Source organism: Paraburkholderia sp. SIMBA_054, from assembly GCF_046534875.1.
Lineage (GTDB): Bacteria > Pseudomonadota > Gammaproteobacteria > Burkholderiales > Burkholderiaceae > Paraburkholderia > Paraburkholderia hospita.
Window position 1 is genome coordinate 20187 of record NZ_JAWRXV010000036.1, and the last position, 21815, is coordinate 42001.

At 61.4% G+C, this 21815-nt stretch carries 23 protein-coding genes; 12 read left to right on the forward strand and 11 right to left on the reverse strand.

Annotated features, from left to right (window positions below):
• Nucleotides 1-74 precede the first annotated feature (74 nt).
• Genes SB822_RS34460 through SB822_RS34470 form a run of 3 tightly spaced genes read left to right on the forward strand, consistent with a single transcriptional unit; the run spans nucleotide 75 to nucleotide 2893 of the window.
• Nucleotides 75-1454, forward strand: a complete 1380-nt coding sequence (locus tag SB822_RS34460) for an MFS transporter (protein ID WP_410856692.1) — start codon at nucleotides 75-77, stop codon at nucleotides 1452-1454.
• Between the two features lie 2 nt (nucleotides 1455-1456).
• Nucleotides 1457-1834, forward strand: a complete 378-nt coding sequence (locus SB822_RS34465) for a RidA family protein (protein ID WP_410856693.1) — start codon at nucleotides 1457-1459, stop codon at nucleotides 1832-1834.
• Between the two features lie 24 nt (nucleotides 1835-1858).
• Nucleotides 1859-2893 carry an XdhC family protein gene (locus SB822_RS34470; protein WP_410856694.1) on the forward strand — a complete coding sequence of 345 codons (1035 nt, stop codon included), beginning with the start codon at nucleotides 1859-1861 and terminating at the stop codon, nucleotides 2891-2893.
• 16 nt (nucleotides 2894-2909) lie between these two features.
• On the opposite strand, the gene SB822_RS34475 is transcribed toward SB822_RS34470, so the two are convergent.
• Both SB822_RS34475 and SB822_RS34480 read right to left on the reverse strand, forming a co-directional pair.
• On the reverse strand, nucleotides 2910-4538 hold the full coding sequence (locus SB822_RS34475; protein ID WP_410856695.1) for a class I adenylate-forming enzyme family protein: 1629 nt from the start codon (nucleotides 4536-4538) through the stop codon (nucleotides 2910-2912).
• Nucleotides 4539-4542: 4 nt separating this feature from the next.
• The gene (locus tag SB822_RS34480; RefSeq protein WP_007744065.1) at nucleotides 4543-5508 is read right to left on the reverse strand and encodes a LysR substrate-binding domain-containing protein; all 966 of its coding nucleotides are present in this window, start codon (nucleotides 5506-5508) and stop codon (nucleotides 4543-4545) included.
• Between the two features lie 414 nt (nucleotides 5509-5922).
• Between SB822_RS34480 and SB822_RS34485 the strand changes: the two genes are divergently transcribed.
• The 5 genes from SB822_RS34485 to SB822_RS34505 all read left to right on the forward strand — a co-directional run bounded on the left by SB822_RS34485 (nucleotide 5923) and on the right by SB822_RS34505 (nucleotide 10682).
• The gene (locus SB822_RS34485) at nucleotides 5923-6360 is read left to right on the forward strand and encodes a PaaI family thioesterase (protein WP_007586886.1); all 438 of its coding nucleotides are present in this window, start codon (nucleotides 5923-5925) and stop codon (nucleotides 6358-6360) included.
• 168 nt (nucleotides 6361-6528) lie between these two features.
• Nucleotides 6529-7986, forward strand: coding sequence for a UbiD family decarboxylase (locus SB822_RS34490; RefSeq protein ID WP_079502434.1), 1458 nt, complete (start codon nucleotides 6529-6531; stop codon nucleotides 7984-7986).
• 130 nt (nucleotides 7987-8116) lie between these two features.
• A complete protein-coding gene (locus SB822_RS34495) occupies nucleotides 8117-8746 on the forward strand; it encodes a CoxG family protein (protein ID WP_410856696.1) in 630 nt (209 codons plus the stop codon).
• A gap of 26 nt (nucleotides 8747-8772) precedes the next feature.
• Complete coding sequence (locus SB822_RS34500) at nucleotides 8773-10188, forward strand: MFS transporter (RefSeq protein WP_007586892.1); 1416 nt, start codon at nucleotides 8773-8775, stop codon at nucleotides 10186-10188.
• A gap of 197 nt (nucleotides 10189-10385) precedes the next feature.
• On the forward strand, nucleotides 10386-10682 hold the full coding sequence (locus tag SB822_RS34505) for a DUF4148 domain-containing protein (RefSeq protein ID WP_007586894.1): 297 nt from the start codon (nucleotides 10386-10388) through the stop codon (nucleotides 10680-10682).
• Nucleotides 10683-11239: 557 nt separating this feature from the next.
• Here SB822_RS34505 and SB822_RS34510 read toward each other — a convergent pair.
• Nucleotides 11240-11866 (reverse strand): glutathione S-transferase family protein, encoded by a 627-nt coding sequence (locus SB822_RS34510; RefSeq protein WP_007577574.1) that lies wholly within the window; start codon nucleotides 11864-11866, stop codon nucleotides 11240-11242.
• Nucleotides 11867-12103: 237 nt separating this feature from the next.
• On the opposite strand from SB822_RS34510, the gene SB822_RS34515 reads away from it, so the two are divergent.
• A complete protein-coding gene (locus tag SB822_RS34515; RefSeq protein ID WP_410856697.1) occupies nucleotides 12104-13351 on the forward strand; it encodes a Zn-dependent hydrolase in 1248 nt (415 codons plus the stop codon).
• An 81-nt stretch (nucleotides 13352-13432) separates the two neighbouring features.
• Here SB822_RS34515 and SB822_RS34520 read toward each other — a convergent pair whose 3' ends face one another.
• The 6 genes from SB822_RS34520 to SB822_RS34545 all read right to left on the reverse strand — a co-directional run bounded on the left by SB822_RS34520 (nucleotide 13433) and on the right by SB822_RS34545 (nucleotide 18537).
• Nucleotides 13433-14377: an AEC family transporter gene (locus SB822_RS34520; protein WP_410856698.1), complete on the reverse strand. Its 945-nt coding sequence runs from the start codon at nucleotides 14375-14377 to the stop codon at nucleotides 13433-13435.
• A 449-nt stretch (nucleotides 14378-14826) separates the two neighbouring features.
• Nucleotides 14827-15027 (reverse strand): hypothetical protein, encoded by a 201-nt coding sequence (locus SB822_RS34525; protein WP_410856699.1) that lies wholly within the window; start codon nucleotides 15025-15027, stop codon nucleotides 14827-14829.
• A gap of 34 nt (nucleotides 15028-15061) precedes the next feature.
• On the reverse strand, nucleotides 15062-15805 hold the full coding sequence (locus SB822_RS34530; protein ID WP_410856700.1) for an alpha/beta hydrolase family protein: 744 nt from the start codon (nucleotides 15803-15805) through the stop codon (nucleotides 15062-15064).
• Nucleotides 15806-15871: 66 nt separating this feature from the next.
• On the reverse strand, nucleotides 15872-17458 hold the full coding sequence (locus SB822_RS34535; RefSeq protein ID WP_410856701.1) for an intermembrane transport protein PqiB: 1587 nt from the start codon (nucleotides 17456-17458) through the stop codon (nucleotides 15872-15874).
• Nucleotides 17459-17542: 84 nt separating this feature from the next.
• Nucleotides 17543-17791 (reverse strand): hypothetical protein, encoded by a 249-nt coding sequence (locus SB822_RS34540; protein ID WP_079494258.1) that lies wholly within the window; start codon nucleotides 17789-17791, stop codon nucleotides 17543-17545.
• Between the two features lie 83 nt (nucleotides 17792-17874).
• Nucleotides 17875-18537 carry a DUF3313 domain-containing protein gene (locus SB822_RS34545; protein ID WP_079494255.1) on the reverse strand — a complete coding sequence of 221 codons (663 nt, stop codon included), beginning with the start codon at nucleotides 18535-18537 and terminating at the stop codon, nucleotides 17875-17877.
• A gap of 271 nt (nucleotides 18538-18808) precedes the next feature.
• Here SB822_RS34545 and SB822_RS34550 point away from each other — a divergent pair, with 271 nt between their 5' ends.
• Nucleotides 18809-19405, forward strand: coding sequence for a TetR/AcrR family transcriptional regulator (locus tag SB822_RS34550; protein ID WP_410856702.1), 597 nt, complete (start codon nucleotides 18809-18811; stop codon nucleotides 19403-19405).
• A gap of 18 nt (nucleotides 19406-19423) precedes the next feature.
• Here the strand turns inward: SB822_RS34550 and SB822_RS34555 are convergent, their stop codons facing one another.
• Complete coding sequence (locus SB822_RS34555; protein WP_318268380.1) at nucleotides 19424-19741, reverse strand: class II aldolase/adducin family protein; 318 nt, start codon at nucleotides 19739-19741, stop codon at nucleotides 19424-19426.
• 24 nt (nucleotides 19742-19765) lie between these two features.
• Here SB822_RS34555 and SB822_RS34560 point away from each other — a divergent pair, with 24 nt between their 5' ends.
• Nucleotides 19766-20191, forward strand: coding sequence for a CopG family transcriptional regulator (locus SB822_RS34560; protein WP_079494634.1), 426 nt, complete (start codon nucleotides 19766-19768; stop codon nucleotides 20189-20191).
• Nucleotides 20192-20235: 44 nt separating this feature from the next.
• Nucleotides 20236-21321, forward strand: a complete 1086-nt coding sequence (locus tag SB822_RS34565; protein ID WP_079494252.1) for an alpha/beta hydrolase family esterase — start codon at nucleotides 20236-20238, stop codon at nucleotides 21319-21321.
• A 65-nt stretch (nucleotides 21322-21386) separates the two neighbouring features.
• Here the strand turns inward: SB822_RS34565 and SB822_RS34570 are convergent, their stop codons facing one another.
• Nucleotides 21387-21641: a hypothetical protein gene (locus SB822_RS34570; RefSeq protein WP_410856703.1), complete on the reverse strand. Its 255-nt coding sequence runs from the start codon at nucleotides 21639-21641 to the stop codon at nucleotides 21387-21389.
• Nucleotides 21642-21815: the final 174 nt, after the last annotated feature.

The following is a 21815-nucleotide window of genomic DNA, read 5'->3' on the forward strand; positions in this document are numbered from 1 at the left end:
CATAAGAACGATTGCTTTGCGTGAGGCGGGAGCTAACTCCCATCCACAGCTTTGCATGGGACAGGAGACGGTCGATGCAGCAACCCCTGGAGGAGACGTCCGGCGGCGTGCGCGCGCAGGCACGCGACGCGGACGCGGATGTCGTGTGGTATCGCTCGATCAACCGGCAGCAGTGGAGCGCGCTCGCCGCGTCCAATCTCGGCTGGTTCTTCGACGGCTATGAGACGTATGCGCTGGTGCTTACCGTGGGCGTCGCGCTCGGCCAGTTGCTCGAGCCGGCCGCGCACGCGCAGATTCCGTTCTATGCGGGGCTCGTGATTGCGCTGACGCTGCTCGGCTGGGGTATCGGCGGACTCGTCGGCGGCATACTGACCGATTACATCGGCCGCAAGCGGATGATGATGCTCGCGATTCTCGCCTACTCGCTCACAACGGGCCTGAGCGCATTCGCGTGGGACTGGACGTCGTTCGCGGCACTGCGCTTTATCGTCGGGCTCGCGATGGGCTCCGAGTGGGCCACGGGCACGGCAATGACAGCCGAAATCTGGCCCGACCGCCATCGCGGCAAAGGCGCCGGACTCATGCAATGTGGACTCGGCACGGGCTTTTTCATCGCGTCGCTGATATGGCTTTTCATGAGCGGCACGGGCGTTCACGCGTGGCGCTACATGTATCTGATCGGCGTGCTGCCCGGACTCGCGACGCTGTGGATGCGCGCGGGCATTCCCGAATCGAAGCAATGGGAGCGCGTAAACGCACAGCGCAAGGCCACGCTCGAACGCAAGAGAGCGGGCGCGTCGCTCGACGACCGCGAACAGGCGCTCGCACGCTTCACGCTGGGCGATCTGCTCGCCGACCCAAAGCTGCGCCGCAGAACGTGGATCGCGGTGTTGATGTCGCTCAGCACGACGCTTGGCTGGTGGGGCATTTCGACGTGGGTGCCGCCTTATATCGGTGCTGTGGCGGCGCATGCCGGTCTGCATGCCGACCGGTGGGCCAGCTTCGCAGGCATGGCCTACAACGTTGGCGCGATCGCGGGCTATATCGGCCTCGGTTTTCTCGCCGACGCCTACGGACGCAAGCGCATCACTTGCCTGTTCTTCGCGATGGCGTTCATCATCACGCCCGTGCTCTTCATGTGGACGCACGATGTCGCGTTGCTGCTCGCGGTCGCCTGCGTGTCGGGCTTCTTCAGTCTCGGCCAGTACACGTGGATGCCGACGTGGCTGCCGGAACTCTATCCGACGCGCGTGCGCGGCACCGCGATCGCGTTGTGTTTCAATGTTCCGCGTTTTCTCGCATGGACGGGGCCGCTTGTCGCCGGCACGCTGATCGCCCGCTTCGGCGGCTATGGTCATGCGGCCGTGACGGTCGGCTTCATCTATCTCGTCGGTCTGGTGCTCGCGCCATGGCTGCCGGAGACGCGCGGCAAACCCTTACCCGAACAGGTCTGACAATGAACTTTATTTTCACCGAGAAGGCGCCGTCCCCGGGCGGTCATTATTCACAAGCCACGCAGGCAGGCGGCTTCACGTTCGTCTCGGGCATGCTGCCCGGACCGGGCGTCGCCACCGACGGTCCCGACAACTTCGAGCGCCAGGTGCGCGCGACGCTCGCACACTGCCGGAACGTGCTCGAGGAAGCGGGCTGCGGACTGACAGACGTCGTGCAGTGCACCGCGTATATCGTCGATGTGAAGAACTGGCCGGAGTTCAACCGCCTGTACGCGGAGTATTTCGGCGCGCACAAGGCTGCGCGCGCCGTTGTGCCCGTGCCCGAGCTGCATCATGGCTTTCTCGTCGAGTTGCAGATGGTCGCGTATCGCGCCGCCTGAACACGCGGAGTCAGGGAGGAGACGATGGACAGCATCGACGTGACCGTGCTGCATCACGCTGTCGACTGGCTCAAGGCAGGCCGACGCGTCGCGCTCGTGACAGTGACGCGCACGTGGGGTTCGAGCCCGCGTCCCGTCGGCGCGTGGCTCGCGATGCGCGACGATGGCGTGGTGAGCGGGTCGGTATCGGGCGGCTGCATCGAAGACGATCTGATGGAGCGTGCCCGCGCGCAGATGCTGACGGGCGAGCGGCCTGAAGTCGCGACCTATGGCGTCAGCGCAGAGGAAGCGCGGCGCTTCGGTCTGCCATGCGGCGGCACGATGCAACTGGTGATCGAGCCGCTGGCGGGCGATGCGTCGCTGACGGCGATGATCGAACTGCGCGATCAGATCGCGGACGGCAATCTGATCGCGCGCGAACTGGATCTTGCGAGCGGCCGCGCGCGGCTGCGCCACGCATTACCCGACGAGCAATTGCGCTTCGACGGTAAAACACTGGTGAGCGTGCATGGTCCGCGCTATCGGCTGCTCATCATCGGCGCGGGCGACCTGTCGCGCTTTCTGGCAGTCATCGCAAGCGGGCTCGGTTATCAGGTGACCGTTTGCGATCCGCGCGAGGAATACACCGATGCCTGGTCGATGCCGGGTGTGCGCATCGTTCGGACAATGCCCGATGACACGGTGCTCGACATGCGCCTCGACGGACACAGCGCCGTGGTTGCGTTGACGCACGACCCGAAGCTCGACGATCTCGCGCTGATCGATGCGCTCCAGACCGACGCGTTCTACGTCGCGGCGATCGGCTCGCGCCGCAACAGCGACGCGCGGCGCGAACGGCTCAGGCTGTTCGAGCTGAACGATGCGCAACTGGCGCGGCTGCATGGCCCGGCGGGTATCTATATCGGCAGCAGGACGCCGCCGGAAATCGCGGTATCGATCGCAGCCGAAATGACGGCCGCGCGGAATGGCGTGAAGCTGCCGCATTCGCTGGAGGTCGCGCAGGCGAAGCGTGAACTGGAACCGGGCGCGTTGTGTCCGGTGCTAGCCGAGGTGCACTGAAACAGGCGCGGCGCGCCTATTCGCACTCCGGTTCGGACAGATCGCGCCGCGAATTGACGATCTGCCACCACTGCTGACGCAGCGCGTCGCGCAGGATCTTGCCGCGCGCGCTGCGCGGCAGCGCCGCGATCACGAAGACTTCCTTCGGCAACTTCTCGCGCGCGAGATGCTCGCGGCAATGCGCGCGCAACGCTTTTCCATCTGGCGCGGCGCCTGGCTGCGCGACCACGAAGCACACGGTTTCCTGTCCGTACACGGGGTCGGGCACACCCAGCGCCGCGACGTCCTGGACCTGCGGATGCGCGCGCATCACGTCTTCGATTTCCTGCGGCACGATCTTGACGCCGCCGCGAATGATGAGGTCGTCCATGCGGGCGGCCATGCGCACGAAGCCTTGCGCGTCGCGCGCGGCGATATCGCGTGTGAACAGCGGCGTGCCGCGTATCGGCAGTAGCGTGCCGTCTCGTTGCAGCACGCCAAGCGCCAGCTTCGCGCCGTCCACCACGACCTGGCCTTCAACGTCGGGGCCGCACGACATTCCTTCGGGATCGACGATATCGAACGCGATGTGCGCGGCCGGATAGCCGACCGTGCCGATCTTGCGCCGCTGCAGCCGGTTGCCGCACATCCATCCCGCTTCCGACGATCCATACAGGTTCAGGATGCGGATGCCGTACAACTGTTCGAATCGCCGCCACTGAACGGGCGACAGCGGCGCCGTGCTGCATGTCATCGCGCGCAACGAGGCGAAGGTGCCGGCCGGCATGTCGAGCGGCGCTTCGAGCAACATATTCAGCACCGTCGGCACGCCCGCGCACACCGTGACTTGCTGCTCGCGAATCCAGTCGCCGAAGCGGCTGCGCGAGAAGCGCCGCGCGACGCACAGCGTCGAGCCGAGTTGCAGGAAGGGAATGAAGCTGAGTATCTGCGCCGAGTACCAGTCGAATGAACGGTATTCGAGCATGCGGTCGTCGCGGCTCAGGCCGAGCAGGTCGATGCTGTCGAGTCCGTTGAGCCAGTAGCACGCATGGTCGTAGACGACGATCTTCGGGATGCCCGTCGTGCCTGACGTGCAACACATCGACGCGATATCGTTTGCGTCGGATACGGTTGCGGGGTCTGGCAAAGGCGTCGTGTCGAGCGACTGTGTATCGCCCGGCTCGAGGGCGAGGGTGATTGCATCGCCGCCGCGAATAGCGTGCACGCGATCCGGCAATGTCCATGAAGCAAAGCGCACCACACGCACTTGCGCACCCGCGACGGCCGTATTGGCCGCATCGTCGGGAAACACGACGAGATCCGGCTGAATCGTATCGAGCAGCTTGCGCGCCGTTTCGTGGCCGATGAAGAGCACGTCGAGCGGACACACGATTGCACCAAGACGCCACGCGCCGAGCCACAGCAATAGCTTGTCGGGCGCTTCACAGTCGGCGAGCACGACGCGCGTGCCCTTCGTTACGCCACGCTGCGCCAATTGCCGGGCGATCGCGTCGACGGCTTGCGCAAGCTGTTCGAAGTTCATGCTGACCTGCCCGTCGACATCCACGATCGCGGGCTTGTCAGGCGTTTCGAGCCGGTGCTGTTCGAGCAGAGCGGCAACGGTGCGCCAGGTCGGGTCGGCTACGGGGTGACGGGCGCTCGACATGAACTCAGCAAGGCTCCGGCACGGACGGCGCCATGACGCGGCGCGGCGTCGCCGCGCTGTCCGGGGCATGGTTTTCGCCGAGTCGCGCGAGTGCCCATTCGCGGAATAGCTCGACCTTCTTCGTACGCGCCTTGTCGTTGGGCGAGGAGACGAAATACGCGGAACTGGACGGCACGCGCACATCGAACGGCGCTACGAGCTTGCCGCTCGCCAGATCGCTGTCGACGAGCGGCGTACGGCCAATGGCAATGCCGACGCCGTCGCAGGCCGCGGCAAGCGATGTCAGTTGCAGGTGGAACACCGACTCGCCCGCGAATTCGACGGGCTCGCGCACGGCGGCTTCGAGCCATGCGGGCCAGTCGTCCTGATACATCGAATAGAAGTAGGTGCGAATCTGCCGCATGCGCGCGAGACCTTCCGCGACCGAGCCGAACTTGCCCGCTTCTTCGAGCACGGCGGGCGAGCACACGGGAAAGAACTCCTCGCCATGCAGCCGGTCGGAGCGCGCCGACGCCCAGCGCCCGGAACCATAACGGATCGCCACGTCGTAGCTGTTGCGGTCGAACTCGTTGAAGGTGGAACTGGTGGCGACGTGGACCGTGACGTCGGGGTAAGCGCGCTGGAATTCGGGCAGCGCGGGGATCAGGCATTTGACCGCGTAGGTGGGCAGACACGTGACCGTGAGCACCGTGCTCGGTTTTTTCTTGCGCGCATGCGCGGTTGCGATGGACAGCAGATTGATCGCCTCGTGCACGGAGTCGAGATACTCGCGTGCGGCAGGCGTCAGCGTCAGGACATTGCGGCGCCGCACGAACAGCTTCACTTCGAGCCGTTCCTCGAGCGTCTTGATCTGATGACTGATGGCCGTTTGCGTCAGTTCGAGTTCCTGTGCGGCGCGGGTGAAGCTCAGGTGTCGCGATGCGGCCTCGAACGCAAGCAAACTCTGCAGAGAGGGTATGTAGGGTCTCATCTAGATGTCAGCGCCATACAAGTCACCTGGTAACGGATTGTAGCGGGTTTCATCGGCGGATTCCGATGCTCTGCGCGGCCGTGCAAGCGCCCGGCGGCTGCCCAGGCTGAAAGCCGCCGGATGCACGGATGATCGGCCCGATACGACCCCTGCGGAAATGAAACTTTTTCATGCCGGGCATGAGAAAAGTTAGTTTGCGCATGCCGAAAGCGCTCATGCACTCTTGGTCCCGTTGGACGAAGCGTCCTCTATTGGCGTAGATGAATCAATTGTTGCAAACCCGGAACATCCGATATCCAGCGGCGGTGTGCGGACGACCCGCGGCCCTGCACGCGGTTTGCAACGCGCGCTGTGCAAGGACAACAAGAAGCGACGAGCGGGACATGCCGCTCGCTCGCAGAAGGGAGAATAACGATGGACATCGATGTGCTGGAAAATCCGTTTCTTGCCAGCCTCGGCATGACGCGTAGCGATTGGCGTGAAGGCTACGCGGAATTTCGTCTGGATCTGCAGCCTGAATTGCTGAATCGCCAGCGCGTGCTGCAGGGCGGCGTGGTGGCCACCTTGCTCGACGCCGCTTGCGGGTACGCGGGGCTGTACAGCGCCGACCCGCAACGGCCTATTCACGGCGTGACCTTGTCGTTGACACTGAACTTCCTCGATAAGGGCGTTGGCTCGACCTTGATCGGCAGAGGCATTCTCGAACGCAAGGGCCGCTCGATCTTCTTCGCGCGCGGCGAAGCGTGGATCGATTCGAAGACACTGATCGCTACGGCACAAGGCACGTTCAAATACGCGGGCGGTTATGGACGGCGCGAGCCGTCGAATCCGCCCGGCGGCGAACTCGACTGATTCGCCTCATCGCATGAATCCTTCTCATCCCCGATATGAACGATGGTCGTTTGCGCCGCATATTGCGTTGCCTCAATGTTGCGCAATGTTGCGATGGGGCAGCTTTCGAGCGTCGCGCTACCGGCATGTAACGCCCGTCAGGAAACGCAGTACAAGGAGACATAGGACGTGACAAAGAATTCGAACACTCATTCGCTGGATCTGCGTGCATGGCTTGACGAGGCGCGCGCGCTCGACGAATTGACCGACGTATCGGGCGCCGACTGGAACCTGGAACTGGGCGCGATCAGCGAGCTGAACGTGAAGAAGGAACGGGCCGCCGCGCTGCTTTTCGACGACATTCCCGGTTATCCGCAGGGACATCGCGTGCTGACATGCAGCACCGCGAGCCCGGCGCGGCTTTCGTCGATCTTGCGCGTGGGACATCAGGCCACGCATCGCGCGCTGGTGGAGACACTGCGCGGCAAGCCGAAGCAATGGCAGGCCCATGCGCCGGAATACGAACCCGTGACGACGGCGAGCGGTCCGGTGTTCGACAACATTCAATCGGGTGCCGACGTCGACCTGTTCTCGTTTCCCGCGCCGCTGTGGCACGAGAAGGACGGTGGCCGCTACATCGGCACGGGCTGCATGGTCGTCACGAAAGATCTCGACTCCGACTGGATCAACGTCGGCACCTATCGCGTGATGATCCACGACAAAAATCACGTCGGCCTTGACATGATTCCGGGCAAGCACGGCGCGATCCAGTACGACAAGCACATGAAAGCGGGCAAGCCGTTCCCGGTTGCGATCGTGATCGGCTGCGACCCGCTCGGTTATCTGATCTCGGGCATCGAAGTGCCGTTCGGTATGTGCGAGTACAACTACATTGGCGCGATATTGAAGCAGCCCGTTTCAGTGGTGAAGGGGCAGTTGACGGAGCTGCCGTTTCCGGCTGCATCGGAAATCGTGATCGAAGGCTATGCGCATCCCGGCGACGTGAAGATCGAAGGACCGTTCGGCGAATTTCATGGCTATTACCCGGGCAAGGCGGAGACCGCGCCCGTCGTGACGATCGAGCGCATCTACTACCGTAACAACCCCATCATCATGGGCAGCCCGCCCGCGAAGCCGCCAAACGATTACTCGTATTCGAAGGCCGTGATGCGCTCGGCGCTGCTCGTCGATGCGCTGCAGGCGGCGGGTGTGCCGGACGTCGCGGGTGTGTGGGCGCATGAGATAGGCGGCGCGCGCATGTTCAACGTTGTGGCGATCCGACAGCGCTATGCAGGCCACGCGCGGCAAGCGGGACACATTCTGAGCCAGTGCGGCGTGGGAGCGTACATGTCGCGCTATTCGATCGTGGTCGACGACGATATCGATCCCGCCAACCTGCAGGAAGTGATGTGGGCCGTCGCGACGCGCACGGACCCGGACATCGATATCGACATTGTCAAACGCGGGATGGGTTCGAAGAACGACCCGATGTCGATCGCGAATCCATACAAGGCGCCGTTCAATTCGAAGGCGATCATCGACGCATGCCGTCCGTTCGATTTTCTTCACGAGTTTCCGCAAGTCGCGGAAGCCAGCAAGGAATTGCAGGAAAAGACGCGCGCGAGGTGGGAACACATTCTCGGCTGATGCGGCGCGGAGTGGCACGAGGGGCACTAAGCGGCGCGGTCACGCGCTGGATACGGATCATGCAAGCCGCCGTCTTTTCTGGCGCGCAGACAGACGCGCCTTTGATGGCGGCTGACAAGGAGAATGACAGATGGAACTGACAGGCGAACAGATTCTGCCGCTGCCGCGCGAACGCGTATGGGCTGCGTTGAACGACCCGGAGATTCTCAAGGCATCGGTGCCGGGATGCGAGTCGTTCGAACGCGTCGACGACAACCAGTTTCAGATGGTGATGGCCGCGAGTGTCGGCCCGATCAAGGCGCGCTTCAAGGGCAAGATGGTGCTGACCGATTTGCAGCCGCCGCAATCGTATTCGATGACCTTTGAAGGATCGGGCGGGGCGGCCGGTTTCGGCAAGGGCGGCGCGCATGTCGATCTGCTGACCGATAGCGCCGGCACGCGTCTCGTGTACCGCTCGCATGCGCAGGTGGGCGGGCGTCTCGCGCAGGTCGGCGCGCGTTTGATCGACGGTGTCGCACGGAAGATGGCTGAAGACTTTTTTGGCCGCTTCACGGCGGCTGTCGTCGGTCCGCAGGAGCAGGTAGCGGGTGATGATGCGGCGATATCGACCAATAACGCATCGGGCCCGGCGACGATGCATTCGTCCTCGTCTGCGCCATCGTCCGCGCAACCGGTACGAAGCGCGGGCGGCAAGACCTGGCCGTGGGCCTTGGGCCTCGTGGTCGTGATTGCATTGATCGCCGTGTACGCGTTGCACTAACAAAAATAATGGCAGAGGAGACGACGATGCACGAAAGCAATGCGCTGCAGGGCGCAGTGAGACAGGAGGTCACGCAGACTGCGACCGTTCAGGCTACGGCAGATGCGGCGAAAGAGGCGCTGATCCGGCGCATCGAGAGCGTGCCGTTTTCGCGTTGGCATACGAAGGCGCGGATCATCATCGGCAGCGCGACGTTCTTCGACGCCTTCGATGCGCTGTCGATCGCTTTCGTGCTGCCCGTGCTGATCGGCCTGTGGCATATCGAGCCGCTCGAAATCGGCGTGCTGATCGGCGCGAGCTATATCGGGCAATTCGTCGGCGCGCTGATATTCGGCTGGTACGCCGAGCGGCGCGGGCGGATTCGCAGCGCGACCATCGCGATTGCGATCATGTCGGTGATGAGCATGGGCTGCGCGATGAGCGGCAGTTTCGCGATGCTGCTTGTGTGCCGGTTCGTGCAGGGCATCGGCGTCGGTGGCGAGATGCCTGTCGCCGCGACGTACATTAGCGAGTTGTCGAATGCGCACGGGCGGGGCAAGTACTTTCTGCTGTACGAGTTGATCTTCCCCGTTGGGTTGATGGCGACAGGACAGCTCGGCGCGTGGCTCGTGCCGATCGTCGGATGGAAGATCATGTTCTGGATCGGCGCGGTGCCGGGTCTGGCGATCGCGGTGCTGGTTTCCCGCTTGCCGGAGTCGCCGCGCTGGCTGATCGCGAGAGGACGCCTCGACGAAGCGGAAACCGTCGTCAGCGCGATGGAAGCGAGCACCGATCGCCGCATCGCGCCCGGTCCGAGGAAGCAGCCGATCAATGTCTCCGCGAATGCGCGCGCGGGCTGGCGTGAACTGCTGTCGCCGTTCTATCGCGGGCGCACGTTTGTCGTGTGGGCGTTGTGGGCGAGTGCGTTCTTCATCGCGAATAGCCTCAATAACTGGTTGCCTACGCTGTACCGGTCGTTTTATCACCTGCCGTTGCAGACGGCGCTGCGTGCTGCATCGATGACGAATATTGCGCAGGTCGCGTTGCTGCTCGTTTGTGCTTATGTGATCGATCGCGTCGGGCGCCGTAACTGGACTGTGGCGGCTTTTTGTCTTGCTGCCGTTCTGTTCGCATGTCTAGGAGTGTTCGGCGCGCACGATGTGTGGGCCGCAATGGTGCTCGGGACGTTGAGCTATGGGCTGATTGGGTCGATTGCGGCTGTGCTCTATCTGTACACGCCTGAGGTTTATCCGACTCGAATGCGCGCGACTAGTACAGGGCTCGCGACTTCCTGGCTGCGGTTGGCGTCTGCTGTCGGGCCGTCGCTGGCCGGGTTGCTGCTGCATAAGCAAGGCATCGGTTCTGTGTTTGTGATGTTCGCGATGGTGGCCGTGTTTGGTGCGCTTTGCGCGATGAAGATGACGGAGACGCGAGAGCGGAGTCTGGAAGAGATTGCGCCTTAGATGAAGGGTTTTTGTTCGTCTGAGTTGATCTGCAAGGAGCATTGCGACTAAGCGAGTGTGAGCTGAATGTGAGGCGCGGCAAGGCGTCTGTCATCGACGGTAACGAGTTGCGCTTCGTGGTTGCGTGGCGTGCGCTGCGTTGTGCCCGTTTCTGGGGGTAAGATAGGGTTTACGCTAGAGCCCTATCGGAGGCCACCATGAAACTTGTCGCGAATGTTGCTGTGATTTCTGCTGTCTTGTTGTTGCCACTTGCCGCTTATGCGCAGTCGAGTGCGCCTCTCACGCGTGCCGAGGTTCGGCAGCAGGTTATTGAGCTGGAGAATGCGGGGTATAACCCGTCGACTTCGGATTCGACTGCTTATCCGGAGAATATTCAGGCAGCGCAGAATCGGCTAAATGCCGCTAAGGCTGGCGGTGGGTATGGTGGGGTCGCTGATAGTTCTGTCAGTTCCGGGGCGGGGCGCAGGTTCTATCAGGGCGATGATTCGCAGTAAAGTTTGGTGTTTGCTGCGCAGGCGGTTTGGTTTTTTTGCCTTTACGCTGGCATCCGCGTTTGGGCCTTCGTGGCGCGGCCGGTTTGGTTTGTTCTTTCGCCGGCATCCGCCTTATGCCTTCGTGCTTCAGGCGTCGCCCCTGTGCGGGGCGGCACCTACTTTTCTTTGCCGCCGCAAAGAAAAGTAGGCAAAAGAAAGCGGCTAACACCGCTAGCTCTAGTTATTGCCTGAGGGCCCCCAAACGGTCCCACGCTTCACACGGCAGCGAATCTGCCCGCGTACGTTGCCAACGCACTGAACAGACGCATCACCCGCTTCGAACTCCCGCACAAAGGCCGGCGTTGGCGAACGATTTCGGCCCTATAGCGGCAAACTGTGTGTAGGTTGTGCCGTCGTACAGGGTAGCGCTCTTACATCAAGGCACATCGCGCGCTATCGGGTTCGAAGTGACGCGTGTGCAGTGCTACGGCCTACACACAGTTTGCCACCTGGGCGGCAGAGGAGTCCCAATCAGACAGTGTTTCGCATTGGCGTGCATCACTTCTTCTGACACGTACTCACGCGAATGCGTAAGGTCCGCCTCTTTCAATTGCGGCTCGATATGCGGGCCGCGAGTGAATGCGATGCAGGAAGGCGTTTAGATTTGCGTACCGGTCATCGAGTCCGCCGCGTTGACGGGCGGCCTCTAACGGGAAGCTCATCATGATATCGACGGCAGTAAACGATTCACCGGCAAACCACGGTCGACTGGATAATTCGCTATCCATCCACGCGAGATGGTCTTCGAAAGAACGCCTCACATCCGCCGCAGCCGTACGCCCCGCCTCGCCCATTCGCCCCAGAACAAGTAGCGCGAAAAGCGGAGGCATCAGAGAGCCCTCGGCGTAGTGCATGAAGTGTTGATATCGGCGAGCGCTCTCCGGTTCAGCCGGTCTGCCGATCTTCGCGTCAGCACCGTCCAGAATGTGCTCGAAGATTAAACCCGACTCGGCAAGCGTCAGGTTGCCGTCCTGAACGAGCGGCAGCTTGCCGAGCGGATGTATTCCGCTCACGGCGGGCGGCGCCTGGCCAGTGATCGGATCGCGATTGTAGCGAATGACCTGATAGGGCAACGCCAGCTCTTCGAGTAGCCATAGAACGCGCTGCGAACGCGAGTTTTCGAGGTGATGCACGGTGATGTTCATGCAAGGTCCCACACATTAACTGCTTGCCGAAGGAGGTCGATGTCGGCATGCGTAGATTGAAAGTGCGACCGAGTCTACGTGGGGCGAAGGTATTCGATAATCCGTCAGTGGAAGAATTCACTCTTCTTGTAACGCGAACGCTCGTGGCCCGCGCGTGCGGGCATCATCCAGCACGAGTTCATTGGGTTGATGCGAAAATCGTGCTTTGCTCACCGACTCATGTTTCGGAGAACTCGCGTGCACGACTTCCCACGCATCAATCCCGTTCGCCTGCTCGACGATCTCAAGACCTTGCGCAGCTTTGGCGCCAATGGACCCGGCGTAGTGCGCCTGTCGCTCTCACCGATCGATATGGAGGCGCGTCGCTGGCTCGCGGGGCGCATGACGGATGCAGGACTGGATGCAATTATCGATGGTGTCGGGACGGTGTTCGGGCGCTCGCGCAAGTCCGGCCCGGCGCTCGTTATCGGCTCGCACACCGATACGCAGCCGACTGGCGGCTGGCTGGATGGCGCGCTCGGCGTGATCTATGGCCTCGAAATCGCGCGCGCCCTTGACGAATGCGCTGCGACGCGCGACTTCGCAGTGGACGTTGCATCGTGGATCGACGAAGAGGGCACATTTTCGAGTTTTCTTGGCAGTCGCAGTTTCGTCGGCGATGCGATCGATGCGTCGGTACAGCACGCGCGCAATCGTGACGGCGTGCTGCTCGGCGACGCGCTCGCACAGGCGGGCGTGGCGAATGTGCCGCGTGTGGTGCTCGATCATGCGAGACAACGCGCGTATCTCGAACCGCATATCGAGCAGGGCGGTCGGCTCGAAGCATCGGGGAAGTCGATTGGTGTGGTGACGACGATTGTCGGCATCCGTGAGTTTCAGTTGCGCTTCACCGGGCAGCGGAATCACGCGGGCACGACGCCGATGTCCATCCGACGGGACGCGGGCGCGGCGTTGGTTGCATTCATCGCGCGTGTTGACGCTGCGTTTGATCGGCTGGCGGACGCGGATACGGTGTGGACTGTCGGCCGGATCGATCTCGATCCGGGTTCGTTCAGTGTGGTGCCGGGCAAGGCTGATATGTACTTGCAGTTCCGTGACGGTAACCCCGGGCGGCTGCATGCAATGGAAAACGCGCTTGCTGCGTTAGTGGATGAGTGGAATTTGCAGCATGCCGTGCAGGTTGAGCTGATACCTTGCGATGGTCCAGAGGAGCCGGTCGTGATGGATACGGCGTTGCAGCATCATATTGCGCAAGCGGCCGAAGCAGTCGCGCCGGGTCAGTGGATTCACATGCCGAGCGGTGCGTCTCACGATGCGCAGGTGATCGCGCATCACATTCCCGCATGCATGCTTTTCGTGCCGAGCATTGGCGGCGTCAGTCACGATTTCATCGAGGATACCGCCGAGGCGCATATCGTACTCGGGTGTGATGTGGCGGCGCGGGCGGCGGCGGGGATCGTGGAAGCGTTGCGGCGTTCAGCTTGATGGCTGATTTTTGGGGGCCGAGGTTCTGGGGGAGGGTCGTCGAGCCCCGCTCGTTGGAAGCGACGGCTCCCGTCTGCATCATCAGAAAAAATACGCGATCAGCAGTCCCTCGGTTACGACGCCGAGAATCGTGCTGACCAGGATTGTCGCGGTGGCGTCGCGCGTGTAGGTATTGCTCTTGAGCGCGAACATGGCGGCCGCGGTCGCAGTCGGCACAGCGCCCGTGATAACGGCCTGGTGAGCAGGTGCGCCCACCACCCCGAACAATAAGGCGCCAAGCGCCATCATGGCGGGTTGCAGAAAGTTCTTGATACCCAGATTCGCCAGGACGTTGGCGTTGATCACAAAGCGCTCGCCATAAAGTATCAATCCGAGCGCAAATAGCGACGTGCCGCCGGCAGCCTTTGCGATCAGGTCGACGGAGGTCAATACCGGTCCGGGCAGCGTGACATGGCAGAAGCTCAGCACCATGCCGGAGATCGGGAGCCAGACAATGGGATTGATGACGGCGCGCGCGATACTTTGTCCGAATACCCGCAACACGTCCGGCTGCCCCTTTCCCGTCGCATTCTTGTCGCCCAGTCCGGTCAGCACGATGGTCAGCGGCAGCATGAAGATGCTGGTGACGAGATTGCCGACCAACACGGCCAAAAATCCCTCCGGCCCGAACACCGCGGCGAGAATCGGCGCGCCGAAGTAAGCCATGTCGGGAAAAGCACACACCAGTGCCTGCATGGTGGCAGTGCGCAGGTCATGCCTGAACACAAAGCGGCCGACGCCCAGCGCAATGACATACGTACCCATCAGGCCGAGTGTCAGGCACAGCGCAAAGCCGACATTGTGCAGCTTGTCCGGCGAGGTTTTGACCGCGCCTTCAAACAGCGCAAAAGGTAGCGCAAACCGGATCACCAGGGTCGCCAGCACGCCTGCATCGTCATGCTTCAACAAGCCGATGCGAACCGAAAGCCACCCAAGCATGATGACGAACGCAACCGGCAACAGCCCATTGAGAATGGTGTTGAGCAAAGGAATACTCCTTTTTTATTAACCGGCATATAACGCGCTGCTTTTCGATTCGCTTGCACGGCATGAGCGTCCAGCAACGCGTTGGCGAGCAGTGCATAACCATAACGCGCAATGTCGAAGAACGCTGTGATGGTCCCGATTGCCGGATGCATTGTCCGGAGGCTTTCTCGCACAGGGCCGCGCTGGGGAATAGCGATACCTGGTCTAGTTGGCAATCGCGGTGACGTTGATTCTCATTGGGGAAAAGGTGATTTTCGTTTCGCTCATCGCGGGTCTCAACTGTTAGCTTCTGCGGCAGGTTAGCTCAGCCGAAACGTGTACGCTTCGAACAACCGCTATGCTTGTGTAACCTGTTAGATAGGCCCATGTAAGCCACACTCGCGAGCAATGCACGCTGAAGAAGAGAACGAAGAGAGAGCGACCGCCATACGCCGAGGTAACCGAAAGACTCAGCGCAACTGCTTACGGAAAAAATCGACCACATCTCCATTGAACTGCTCGTGGAACGCAGCGCGATTGAAGCCCGGCAAGCTATTGCAAATGGCGGGCATTTTGCGGGCAAGGCGCGCGTCGCAGGGCGGCAGAAAATCGTAGTGTCCTGCGTTCGGGATAACGTGATATTCGGGCGGATGGGGCAGGTCGGTGCGCACCGCCTCTTCATAGTATGGGTCCGGTTGATGACGGTCATCGGCGGCCCGCCATAGTTGGACTGGGACGTGCACACCGCTCAAGCCCGCGCGTCCAAAGGCAAATCCGAAAGCGGGAGCCGCAATCACGGCGGCCTTGATTCGAGGGTCCCGCACCCACACGCCGACGGGCACAGCCGCGCCCTGGATCGACGCCGGCCCGCGCCAACGCGCTGCACAGGTCGTGATCCGGGTGTGCGTGACAATATGGAGCGATCTCGGACAGATTTGGCACGCCACCAATCATCACGAGCACGGTGAAGCCACCATTAGAGAAGCCGAATGCGCCGACTCGCGTCTTGTCCAGATGCTGATGACCGACCCACTCGTCGAGCATGTAGTCCACTAACCGGTTCAGTTGAGCGGGACGACGCCATAGCTGCAGAACACGGCTCTGATCGTCGAACGTGTCGCCCGCATGGCTCACCGCCGCTGCCACGAAGCCGGCTTGGGCCAGCGCGATGGCGGTGTCGTAATGGCTGTCGTACCAGCCGCCGCCGCCGTGCGAGATCACGACTAATGGCAAGCCGCGGCCTGCGATGGGCGCATCCCGTGCGACGGTCTCCGTGACATTGCCGACGGTCTGCTCGGCTGCCGCAGCGTTCGTCGGATACCAGATTCCGACCGTCAATGGCGGTTCTGTGCCATTCGCGATCTTCACTTCCTCGAAGCCGACGTTGGCAGCAAAAGCTGGAGTAGCAAGCAGACCGCAAACGACAGCGACCACAGCAAATAGCCTCACGACAGCAATCTCCCTCTTTGCGTTGTTCGCGCTGTGCGCAGTTGCAACTTCCCTGACTTGATTGGATCAGTTGCGGTCCGGCTTACCCCACAGAAGAGATTCCGGATGCCGTTGCAGATACTCGGACAGTGATCCAAGACTGGCAAGCGTTCGACGCAATTCGTTCAGTGCCTGATGGACATCGGATTGAAGCGGAGACTCTTTCGCAAGGGTAGCGTTTGCCGCGTCGAATGAACGCTGCGCAGCTTCCAGCGCCGCGCGAGTCTCGGGGACCAGTTCGCTATCGATCTGCTGGAACAGCGACGCCGAGTTCCGTAGAGCCTTGTCGAGATTGCGTCCGATCTCATCGAAGGGCACATCGTCGAGTTTTTTCACGATGCTGGCAAGCTGGTCCTGAAGTTCTTCGAGTGTATTGGGAACCGTCGGCAGTTCGACGGGCGTTCGCTGCGTATCGATTCTGACCGCGCGAGCGTGCGGAAAGAAGTCGAGTGCGACGTATCGCTGGCCGGTCAACACACTGCCCGTACGCAATTGTCCGCGTAGCCCGTCAGCAACCAGCTGATGCAACAGACGTCTGCCTTCGGCGCCATCACCGTTTCCGAGTGCTTCCCGGTAGCGTCTTCCGAGACGTGACGGATAAAGGTCGAGTGTAGCGACCATGTCGACGTTAGCGGTTCGAACATTAAAGTCGACGTCGATGGCCGTAACCTGACCCAGTTCAACACCGTGGAAATCCACCGGTGCGCCGATCGACAAGCCACGCAACGACTGTCCGAATCTCATAAGTACGCGTGCGGCCGGACCATCCTCGGCTTTGCGCGCGGCCTCCGTCCGTGTTGCGGACAGTGCGAACGACGTGCCGTCCGATGCCTGAGATCGCGTCGTTGCCGGTCCAACGATATCGAACGCGACCCCTCCGGAGAGGATCGACGCGACCGACTGGGTGTCCAGCCGCAGCCCATTGGAATCGAAGCGCAAGTCGATTCCGCTTGCGTGCCACCAGCGGGTATTCGAGGTGACATACTGGTCATAAGGCGCGTTAACGAAGACATCGATAATAACCTCCGCACCATCCTTCGAGAGCGAATATCCGAGAACCTGACCGGCCTGAACGCGGCGGAAAAGGATGGGCGAGCCAGGTGTCAGCGACCCCAGAGAGCTTGCGTGAAGCACAAAGCGTTTTCCCTTCTGATCGGATGTGACGGAGGGCGGCATTTCCAGGCCCGCAAAGTCTTTACAAACGCTGGATGTGCGCCCCATATCGGCGGCGATATACGAACCTGAAATAGCCGTTGCGAGCCCGGAAATACCTGTCATGCCGATGCGCGGACGGACCACCCAGTATCGCGTATCACATGCCGCAAAAGCTTTTGCTGAGTCCTCCAGCTGCACGTCGGCGAGAAGCCGTGTGCGGTCGGCGGTGAGATGCAGGTCTGTCAGCGTGCCAATCTCGACATCCCTGTATCGCACGCGCGTTTTACCCGCCTCGAGTCCCTCGGCGCTCGCGAAGCTGATCCTGATGTGAGGTCCGCGTTGCACGACGGACGCAACGAGTAGCGCGCCACAAATGAGCAGCGCGGCGATAGGAATGAGCCATACAGCCGACGGCCGGCGCCGGCTATTCATCAGAGCGTTCCAGTGATCACGTCGCATAGTCGCCTGCCGAACCGGCGAACGATAGCTGCGCCCACTTTGAACCGGCGACAGAGACGCTTCATCGCTGCCCGATCGCAGTGACTAGTGAACGTTCGCATGCGAGTCGACGGCCAGCGCGATGTACACAAGCGCAGCGAGCACGCCCGCCATCGTCCCGAGCACGTCCCTGTAGCCAGCACCGCGCGTGAAATGAACCGGTAGTCCCACCACGAAGTAGGTGACCGCGAACACGATCACGACCATCAATGGCGGCGGTGTCGTCATGACGAGGTCGGCCACGGCATGCATCATGGCGAAACCGCCGGGTCGTGAGCGATTGCCGGCGTCCATGGATCGCTCATACGGTCGACGTGTCGATGCGAGGCGAACGCACGTTCTCCGGCTTGGCGCATGTCGATGTGGCTCGCCGGGCGTTACTTCAGTTGAGCGACGAGGGCATCCGCACCCTTGTCGATCCCCGTCTTGGCGGCGCTGAGCGATCCGAACGCAGCGGGCAGATTCATCGCGTTCGGATACTGCTTCGTCACATAGGCCCTCAACAGGTGCCCATTGGAACTGTCGTACACCTCGACCGCATAAGACACCGAGCCGCTGAATGCACCCTTGCCGCCGCGGATGGCCTGCACACCGTTATAAAGATTTCCGGCGATATCGAAGTGCATCGCCTGCCCGACGAGTGTCGTGGTTTGTTCCGCGCCCGTCAGCGTGAGCTTGATGCGCAGGGTTGCAGGCGAAGGCTGTGCGGCGATTTCGAAACGCTTCGACAGTTTCGACGCGAACGTCTTGCCCATGTAGCCAGCGAGCGCCGCCCTGTCGTCATCTTTCATATCCCCGAACTGGTTGTCATTGCCCCGATAGATATCGACGGGATCGACGATCACCTGGTTGTAACGCGACCAGACAACGGGGGCCGCGAACCGGTACGGCACCTTGGCGGAGTCGTCATCCCGGTTTTGCTTTAGTTGCGACGAGGAAGCGATACCCGAGTACGCAACGGGCTGCACGCCAGCACAGGCCGTTAGGGCCAGCGCGGTTGCGCCGGCGAAGAAGAGCGGAGTCAGTCTGAGCTTGAACATGTCGTGTTCCCTGGAAGCCGATGGCAGGTGTCGGAAGAGCGTCACGTCGGGTGAATCCCGATGTGTGGCCGAAGCGTAGCATCGCCGTTTTCAGATGTAAACCGTCTACCCGGTTTGTTTTTGAGGAAAACTCGGGCGTACAATTCAGCCTTTACCAGCATGAACGCCCGGTTTGCTTCGGATTTCAGCGGCTGGCGGGGCCGGCTTCAGCCGCCGCTAACCTCGCAACAGACAGCATGACCGGTTGACGCGACGACATCTTTATTGATCAATGGACAATCAGACCCGTTCCGAGACGACCCGCAAGAAGGCTATTGAGGCCGCATTCACAATCCTTGCGCGAGAAGGCGTGGGTGGCCTTACATTCGATTCGCTGTCGCGAGAGAGTGGCGTGAGCAAGGGTGGGCTGCTGCATCAGTTCCGCACGAAGCATGGTGTGCTTACAGCGCTGCTTGATTATCAGCGGCAACAGTTTGAACAGATCCGGCTCGACTACCTGACCAAAGAAGCAGGCAAGAAAGCCGAACCGAATCTCGCGGCGCATATAGCCGTCTATCGGGAGTCCATCAAGCAACCGCATTCGGTCGCGCGAGCTGTGCTTGCCGCGTTGGTCGAGAGCCCGGAACTGCTCGATGACTCTAAAGCGGCGGACGCAGACAGGATGAAAGCGCTTCAGCGCGAATCGGGCGACCTTGAGCTTTCACTGCTTCGCTATTTCGCTGCAAGCGGCATAGCGTTCAATTCATTGCTTGGGCTGGCGCCGCTGCCCCAAACGATGATCAATCGTCTGTTTGACCGGTTGCTCGACGAGGATAGCTGGCAGTCCCAGAAGCCGCAGCCGAAAGCGCCAAAGCGGGCTGCGCGATAAGGGGTGCCCGCCCCGCATCTAGTTTCGATACGACGGGTCCCGTCGATCGAGAAAGCGCAGCATCGCGGGCCATTCCATTTCGCCATACGGGCGGCGCGTTTCCGGCTTGTACAGATGCGCGGTCTTGTCGATCACATGCTGCGGCGGCAAATGCAGCTCGGTATTGCACGCCATTGCGTCAACTTGCGCGCGGCACGCGTTCTCGAGCCAGTAGATCGCATTGAAGGCCTGCGGAATCGAGGCACTCGCAACCAGCAGTCCATGATTGCGCGGAAAGTGTATCGGCCCCGAATGTTGATGTTGCGGCGCGACAAAAACCAGCCTATAACCATCCATATGGATGGTGGATGGATGGAAAAAATGAAAAAGCCCGCAGCACTCGACACGATTCGCCCCAAAGGCGGCGACTCGGAAAAAATCACGATCAACCTCGGTCCCGTCGATCTCGGGCAAATCGATCTGCTGGTCGAGGAAGGCTTTTATTCGAACCGGACCGACCTGATCCGAACGGCGATTCGCAACCAGCTTGCCCTTCATGCGCAGGTCGTCCAAGACACGGTGACGCGCCGTGCGCTTGTGCTCGGACTGCAGCACTTTTCCAGGCAGGATCTCGAGGCGGTTCGCGCTGCGCGGCAGCGCCTCACCATTCAGGTGCTGGGACTCGCCAGCATTGCCACCGACGTCACGCCGGAGCTTGCGCTCGCCACCATCGAAAGCGTCACAGTGCTGGGAGCCTTTCACGCTTCGCCCGCCGTCAAGACTGCGCTCGCGGACAGAATCCACTAGCCACGCGACGCCCAACGCCTACTTCCGCTAACCGGACACATACGATGAAACTCGACGAAGGTTTCCTGAATTCAATGCACGAAGCGATGACCTTGCTGCGTACCCGCGGTCCCGCCGAAGCGACAGAAGCAATACAACGCGCACTGCGAGGGGGCGCTGCTGATGGGATGCGGGACAAGGCGCGAGAGCCCGTGGTTTTTCCGTTCGCCGAGACAATAGCAAAGGACATCACACCGCACACGCCACGAGAACACAGCAATGATGTCGAAGACCGAGGGCATTTCAGCACGCATGCGTATTCGAACGCCGCAGGCTCCCGACAGTATCGGCTGTACGTGCCGGCGGGCGCAGTCGGCGAGCCGCTGCCATTGATTGTGATGCTTCACGGCTGCACACAGAACGCCGACGATTTTGCAGCAGGGACGCAGATGAATGCGCTTGCCGAGCAGCATCGATGTCTTGTCGCGTATCCGGTGCAGCCGCAACAGGCCAATCCGTCGAAGTGCTGGAACTGGTTCAAACCAGACGATCAGCATCGCGAGAATGGTGAGCCGTCATTGATCGCAGGCATCACGCGCGAAATCATCGCGGCCCACAACGTCGATCCTGCGCGCGTGTACGTCGCGGGTCTGTCTGCGGGCGGCGCGATGGCGGCGATCATGATCGCCACGTATCCTGACCTGTACGCTGCAGCGGGTGTGCATTCCGGTCTGCCCGTGGGCAGCGCGCACGATTTGCCCTCTGCGCTTGCCGCAATGAAAGGCGGCAAACGCCGCAGCGCGGCGGCGCACGCGAAGCGCGCTAAACACTCGCCGAAACGACCCATGATCGTCTTTCACGGCGACGCGGACGCCACGGTTCACGTCGCGAATGCTACGCAGTTGGTACAGGGCTTCGACGCGCGAGCCGATAAGAGCAGTGAAGGGCGTCGGGCCGATGCGGGGCGGCGTAGCTGTACCGTTTCGAGGCTTGCTTCCCCCGATGGTATCGACGCGGAGTTGTGGACCATTCATGGCGCGCCGCACGCGTGGTCAGGCGGTAGTGCACGCGGGAGTTACACGGACCCAAGCGGTCCGGACGCGAGTGCTGAAATGCTGCGATTCTTTCTTGACCATCCCAAACGGGGATGAGGCGCGACCAACGCTGTTCTTCCCAGGAAGAGCAGCGTCTACCTTCTGACTTCTTTCAACCTCTGTTAGCTCGACTGTTTTGCCGATGACTGTGCTTTCGGCACAGACCCAGCCTGTACGACGCGTGCGTCTTCCTGCGTCACAGCGCCGACGTATTTCCAGCCGTCCGGCAACTTCACGAACGTGTAGCCCGTGGGCGCATCGACGAACACGGTGAAAACGGGCGAGTCAGCCTTCGCCTCGGAAACTGCTTGCGCGTGCGACACCGTCGGCGCGGCCAGCAGCGCGACAGCGAAAAGTGACGAGGAAATCAGCTTCATTGCACAATCCTTGAGATGTTGAACCGCTCGACCATCGAACCTGACCGATGGCCACGATATTTCTGTAACGACCATTACAGATATTGAAGCACGGGCGGTGCGTGTGCGTCCATAATTTTGTTATGATCGACATAGAATTCAGTATTCGCGGGTTTGCGACAATCGCTTGCCAGG